At 72.5% G+C, this 5,627-nt stretch carries 5 protein-coding genes; 1 reads left to right on the top strand and 4 read right to left on the bottom strand.

The annotated features are described in order from the left end of the window. Positions 1-115: 115 nt before the first annotated feature. The 3 genes from ACFUN8_RS36820 to ACFUN8_RS36810 form a co-directional block, all read right to left on the bottom strand. Positions 116-1,399 carry an HRDC domain-containing protein gene (locus ACFUN8_RS36820; RefSeq protein ID WP_383647652.1) on the bottom strand — a complete coding sequence of 428 codons (1,284 nt, stop codon included), beginning with the start codon at positions 1,397-1,399 and terminating at the stop codon, positions 116-118. A gap of 87 nt (positions 1,400-1,486) precedes the next feature. Continuing rightward, on the bottom strand, positions 1,487-2,146 hold the full coding sequence (locus ACFUN8_RS36815; RefSeq protein ID WP_383647651.1) for a LuxR C-terminal-related transcriptional regulator: 660 nt from the start codon (positions 2,144-2,146) through the stop codon (positions 1,487-1,489). Positions 2,147-2,367: 221 nt separating this feature from the next. Next, positions 2,368-3,042 (bottom strand): DUF3000 domain-containing protein, encoded by a 675-nt coding sequence (locus ACFUN8_RS36810; protein ID WP_354608343.1) that lies wholly within the window; start codon positions 3,040-3,042, stop codon positions 2,368-2,370. 91 nt (positions 3,043-3,133) lie between these two features. Here ACFUN8_RS36810 and hemE point away from each other — a divergent pair, with 91 nt between their 5' ends. Beyond that, a complete protein-coding gene (hemE, locus tag ACFUN8_RS36805; protein WP_383647648.1) occupies positions 3,134-4,225 on the top strand; it encodes a uroporphyrinogen decarboxylase in 1,092 nt (363 codons plus the stop codon). Between the two features lie 15 nt (positions 4,226-4,240). Here hemE and ACFUN8_RS36800 read toward each other — a convergent pair. Continuing rightward, positions 4,241-5,627 (bottom strand): FAD-dependent oxidoreductase (locus ACFUN8_RS36800; RefSeq protein WP_383647646.1); only part of this gene is annotated, 1,387 nt, incomplete at its 5' end.

The raw sequence follows: 5,627 nt of genomic DNA, 5'->3' as shown, positions 1-5,627 counted from the left end.
GTAAGTCACGCCGTCCGGCCATGACCCCGGAGCGGCACCCGGCCACCACCGCAACCACCCCAGCCCGTCCGGCGCTTGAGGACAACGACCACCGGACGGCACCGGTAAAACCCGCTCAGCCCGTCGCCGCCGTCGCCCCCAGCGCCCGCGCCAACAGCGGCGCCACCTGTTCCACCTGCCACCGCCGCGCGCCATGCGCGGCCAGCGCCGACGACACCGCCTCCACGCTCCGCTCCGCCGGCGGCTCCCAGCAGACCCGCCGCACCGTGTCCGGCGTGATCAGGTTCTCCTGCGGCATGTTCAGCCGCTCCGCGAGCGCCGTCACCGAGGCGCGGGCGGCCGAGAGGCGGGCCGCGGCCTCCGGGTCCTTGTCCGCCCACGAGCGCGGCGGCGGTGGACCGTTCAGCGGCTGGCCCGGCTGCGGCAGCTCCGCGTCGGGCAGCGCCTTCGCCCGGTCGATCGCCGTCTGCCACTGATCGAGCTGGCGCCGCCCCATCCGGTGCCCGAAGCCGGGCAGCGCGGTGAGGGCCTGCACGTTCAGCGGCAGCGCCAGCGCCGCCTCGATGATCGCGCCGTCGCTGAGGACCTTGCCGGGGGAGACGTCGCGCCGCTGCGCGGCCTGGTCGCGGGTGTTCCACAGCTCCCGTACGACGGCCATCTGCCGCCGCCGCCGGACCTTGTGCATGCCGGACGTACGGCGCCACGGGTCCTTGCGCGGCGGTGGCGGCGGCGCGGAGGCGATCGCGTCGAACTCCTGCCAGGCCCAGTCCAGCTTGTTCTGCCGGTCCAGCTCCTTTTCCAGCGCGTTCCGCAGATCGACCAGCAGCTCCACGTCCAGCGCCGCGTACCGCAGCCACGGCTCGGGGAGCGGACGGGTCGACCAGTCGACGGCGGAGTGGCCCTTCTCCAGGGCGAACCCGAGGACGTTCTCGACCATCGCGCCGAGGCCGACGCGCGGGAAGCCCGCGAGCCGGCCGGCCAGCTCGGTGTCGAACAGCCGCGTGGGGCGCATGCCTATTTCCCTCAGACACGGAAGGTCCTGGGTGGCGGCGTGCAGGATCCACTCCGTGTCGGCGAGGACGTCGCCGAGGGCGGAGAGGTCGGGGCAGCCGACGGGATCGATGAGCGCGGTGCCCGCGCCCTCGCGGCGCAGCTGTACGAGATAGGCGCTCTGCCCGTACCGGTAGCCGGACGCGCGCTCGGCGTCGACGGCCAGCGGGCCGGTGCCCGTGGCGAAGGAAGCGATCACCTCGGCGAGCGCTTCTTCGGTGGCGACCACCGGCGGAATGCCTTCGCGAGGCTCCAACAAGGGGATCGGCGCCGATTCGACGTCGTCCGGGGGAGCGCCCCCGGTGGTTCGCAGTGGTGGGTCTGCTGCGGTGTCTTGGGCGTCGGTCACGTGTCAAGGGTATCTGTGAACGGACGCCGCCCGCCGACGGAACGTTCCGTCGGCGGGCGATGCGGCCGGTGGGGAGGGTGAAACCGGTCAGTGAATGATTCCGGTACGGAGGGCCACGGCGACCATTCCGGCCCGGTCACCCGTGCCGAGCTTGCGCGCGATACGGGCGAGGTGGCTCTTGACGGTCAGGGCCGACAGGCCCATGGAGACGCCGATCGCCTTGTTCGACTGGCCTTCGGCGACCAGTCTGAGCACCTCGACCTCACGGCCGGAGAGCTCGCGGTAGCCGCCCGGGTGGCTCGGGGAACCCGGGGGGCGGCGGTGCATGCGGGGTCCCGCGCCGATGGGTGCGGCGCCGGGGCGGCCGGGGTGGCCGATGTTCGTACGGGTACCGGTCACGACGTAGCCCTTGACTCCGCCCGCGAGGGCGTTGCGCACCGCGCCGATGTCGTCGGCGGCGGAGAGGGCGAGGCCGTTGGGCCAGCCTGCTGCCCGGGTCTCGGACAGCAGGGTGAGCCCGGAACCGTCGGGCAGGTGGACGTCGGCCACGCAGATGTCGCGTGGACTGCCGACGCGGGGACGCGCCTCCGCGATGGACGAAGCCTCGATGACGTCACGTACTCCAAGGGCCCACAGGTGGCGGGTGACGGTGGAGCGGACGCGAGGGTCGGCCACGACGACCATGGCCGTCGGCTTGTTCGGGCGGTAGGCGACCAGGCTTGCGGGCTGCTCGAGGAGAACGGACACCAGGCCTCCTGGGAAGGTGCGGGACGGGCCGGCTCGGGGATGAAGCCGGGGGCGAACCGTGCTTGAAGGGTCATTGACCTCTTCGGCAGCAACCGTCCCCGCCTTTAGAGAATGATCACGAATTGATGAGTAACAATTCGGGCAATTCGGATGCGCGATCGATCATCCTACGAGTGGGCCCATGGCCGGCGAACCGATTCCGGCGCGTGACCGGGCCCGTTCTACCGGGCCTGTGGCCCCCGGCGCTGGGGGAGCGAGACCACACCCGCCCCCGGCTCCGTCGGGCCCGTCGGGGCCGCTGGTGGCAGACCCGCGAGCTGGCACAGCAGATCGCACCAGGCCGCCAAGTGCGTTGCCGTGTCCGGGACTCCACCCATGCCCTCGCGCGGCGTCCAGGACGCCCGGATCTCGATCTGGGTCGCCGGGCGGCGCTCCGAGAGCCCGCCGAAGTAGTGCGACCCCGCGCGCGTGACCGTGCCGCTCGGCTCTCCGTAGGAGAGTCCACGCGCCTCCAGCGCCCCGGTCAGCCACGACCAGCAGACCTCCGGGAGCAGCGGGTCCGCCGCCATCTCCGGCTCCAGCTCCGCCCGTACGAGCGTCACCAGCCGGAAGGTGCCCTGCCAGGCGTCGTGCCCGTCCGGGTCGTGGAGCAGAACGAGTCTGCCGTCGGCGAGGTCGTCGTCCCCCTGGACGACCGCCGCCTCCAGTGCGTACGCGTGCGGTGCGAGCCGCTGGGGCGGCTTGGTCGGGTCGATCTCCATCTCGGGGCGCAGCCGCGCCGTCCGCAAAGCTTCGACGGCCAGTCGGAACGCGGACGGCACGGAGTCCTCCTCCGTACCCCCCGTACCGCCGACGCCGTTGGAATGATCAGAAAACTGTCCCTGAGCCGCAGCCATGCGGGGAAGAGTAGGCGGAACGAGCGTCCCGTGCGGTGAAGGACACCCGACCCGGGGCGGCCGCTTCTGTGTACATGCGAAGATTCTGGGCGTGAGCGCCAACGACCGCCCCTCGGGCCAGCCGACGAAGACCGCAGCGACAGCGGCGACACTCGCCACCCGCGACTCCGCCTTCATGAAGGCGTGCAGGCGGGAGCCGGTACCGCACACCCCCGTGTGGTTCATGCGGCAGGCGGGGCGTTCGCTGCCCGAGTACCGCAAGCTGCGCGAGGGCACGGCGATGCTGGAGTCGTGCACGCGGCCGGATCTGGTCACCGAGATCACGCTCCAGCCGGTACGCCGGCACGGGGTCGACGCCGCGATCTACTTCAGCGACATCGTCGTCCCGCTCAAGGCCATCGGTGTGGACCTCGACATCAAGCCGGGCGTCGGCCCCGTCGTGGCGCACCCCATCCGCACGCGCGCCGACCTCGCGCAGCTGCGGGACCTGACGCCCGACGACGTCCACTACGTCACCGAGGCGATGGGCATGCTCACCGCGGAGCTGGGGTCCACCCCGCTCATCGGCTTCGCGGGCGCCCCGTTCACCCTCGCGAGCTACCTCGTGGAGGGCGGGCCCTCCCGTAACCACGAGAACACCAAGGCCATGATGTACGGCGACCCGGAGCTGTGGGCCGAGCTGCTCGACCGGCTCGCAGAGATCACCGGCGCGTTCCTCAAGGTGCAGATCGAGGCGGGCGCCAGCGCCGTACAGCTCTTCGACTCGTGGGTGGGCGCGCTCGCCCCCGCCGACTACCGCCGCTCCGCGATGCCCGCGTCCGCCAAGGTCTTCGACATGGTCGCCGGATACGGCGTACCGCGCATCCACTTCGGTGTCGGTACGGGCGAACTGCTCGGCCTCATGGGCGAGGCGGGCGCGGACGTCGTCGGCGTCGACTGGCGCGTACCGCTGGACGAGGCGGCCCGCCGCGTCGGCCCCGGCAAGGCGCTCCAGGGCAACCTCGACCCGGCGGTCCTCTTCGCCCCCACGCGGGCCGTGGAGACGAAGGCCGACGAAGTCCTCGACGCCGCCAAGGGGTTGGACGGGCACATCTTCAACCTCGGCCACGGGGTGCTGCCGAACATGGACCCCGACTCGCTGACGCGCCTGGCTGAGTACGTCCACACGCGGACCGCCCGCTAAGACAGGTCCTTGGCTCTACCAGCCCGCCTTGCGGACCGCCGCCGTCGCCTTGCGGGCGGCCACCAGGACCGGGTCCCAGACCGGGGAGAACGGCGGCGCGTAGCCCAGGTCCAGTGCCGTCATCTGTTCCACCGTCATCCGCGCGGTGAGGGCGACCGCGGCGATGTCCACCCGCTTCGCGGCGCCCTCGCCGCCGACGATCTGTACGCCGAGCAGCCGGCCCGTACGGCGCTCGGCGAGCATCTTCACCGTCATCAGCCGCGCGCCCGGCAGGTACCCGGCGGTGCCGGTGGACTCGATGGTCGCCGAGACGTACTGGAGCCCCGCCGCGCGGGCGTCCTTCTCGCGCAGCCCCGTCCGGGCGATCTCCCGGTCGCACACCTTGCTGACGGCCGTGCCGACGACGCCCGGGAAGGTGCCGTAGTCGCCGCCCACGTTGGCGCCGATGATCTGGCCGTGCTTGTTGGCGTGCGTGCCCAGCGCGATGTGGCGGGTGGTGCCCGTGATCAGGTCGAGCACCTCCACGCAGTCACCGCCCGCCCAGATGTCCTCGTGGCCGCGTACCCGCATCGACAGGTCGGTGAGCAGCCCGCCGTGCGGGCCTAGCGGCAGACCGGCGGCCTCGGCGAGCGCCGTCTCCGGGCGGACGCCGATGCCGAGGACGACGACGTCCGCCGGGTACTCCGTGTCGTCGGTGGCGACCGCCCTGACCCGGCCGTCGGCGCCGGTGAGGATCTTTGTGACGGCGGCCCGCCCGACGGTGGTGATCCCGAGGCCGTCCATCGCCTCGTGGACCAGCCGGCCCATGTCCGGGTCCAGCGTGGCCATCGGCTGCTCGTCGCGGTGCAGGACGGTGACCTCGTACCCGCGCTTGAGCAGCGCCTCCGCCATCTCGACGCCGATGTAGCCCGCGCCGACGACGACCGCGCGTCCGCCGTCGCCCGTGCGGGTCAGGGTCTCGATCAGCGCCTGGCCGTCGCCGAGGGTCTGGACGCCATGTACGCCGGGGGCGTCGATGCCCGGCAGCGGGGGCCGGATCGGGCGCGCGCCGGTGGCGATCACCAGCTTGTCGAAGTCCGTCCACGACTCGGTCCCGGCGTCCAGGTCCCGGGCCCGGACCCGTCGGCCCGCGGTGTCGATCTCCAGGGCCTCGGTGCGCATCCGCAGGTCGATCCCGCGCTCCCGGTGCTCCTCGGGCGTACGGGCCACGAGGTCGTCCCGCCGCTCGACGTCGCCGCCGACCCAGTACGGAATCCCGCACGCCGAGAACGAGGCGAAGTCGCCGCGCTCGAAGGCGACGATCTCCAGCTCCTCGGGCCCCTTGAACCTGCGGGCCTGCGACGCGGCGGGCAATCCCCCCCCGGCGCCGCCCGAGAGAAACAAACGCTCCGCAGCCCATTCG

Origin of the sequence: Streptomyces sp. NPDC057307 (assembly GCF_042667665.1) — a bacterium.
Classification (GTDB): domain Bacteria; phylum Actinomycetota; class Actinomycetes; order Streptomycetales; family Streptomycetaceae; genus Streptomyces.
This window is presented reverse-complemented; position numbering and strand designations above follow the sequence as displayed.